At 40.9% G+C, this 298-nt stretch carries 1 pseudogene; it reads left to right on the top strand.

Annotated elements, in window-relative coordinates:
• Positions 1 to 282 (top strand): annotated as a pseudogene (locus NE473_RS31500) (hypothetical protein); the annotation flags it as partial.
• Positions 283 to 298: the final 16 nt, after the last annotated feature.

Genomic DNA, 298 nt, shown 5'->3' with positions numbered 1-298 from the left:
CTTGCGAGTGAAGAATCTCGCATATTTACTGAGTTGCAGCAGGCTGTGACTCAGGCAAAGGTAAAGGAAAAACTCCATCAGGCATTGTTTGTGGATATGGATTTTGAGATGGTACGAGATTTGGCATATGGACTAAGAGGCCAGGTGGAGACAATTATGATGGAATACAAATCATACGTTAAGAAAGGGAATGAACATGGAACAAAAGATTTTAACACTACAGGAAAAAATGGTAAAGATCCGCTCGGAGATACCTGCATTGGTAAAACGCGCATACAGTGAGGACGTGAATTATGAT

The organism is Hungatella sp. SL.1.14, assembly GCF_024460495.1.
GTDB lineage: Bacteria > Bacillota > Clostridia > Lachnospirales > Lachnospiraceae > Hungatella > Hungatella hathewayi.
This window is presented reverse-complemented; position numbering and strand designations above follow the sequence as displayed.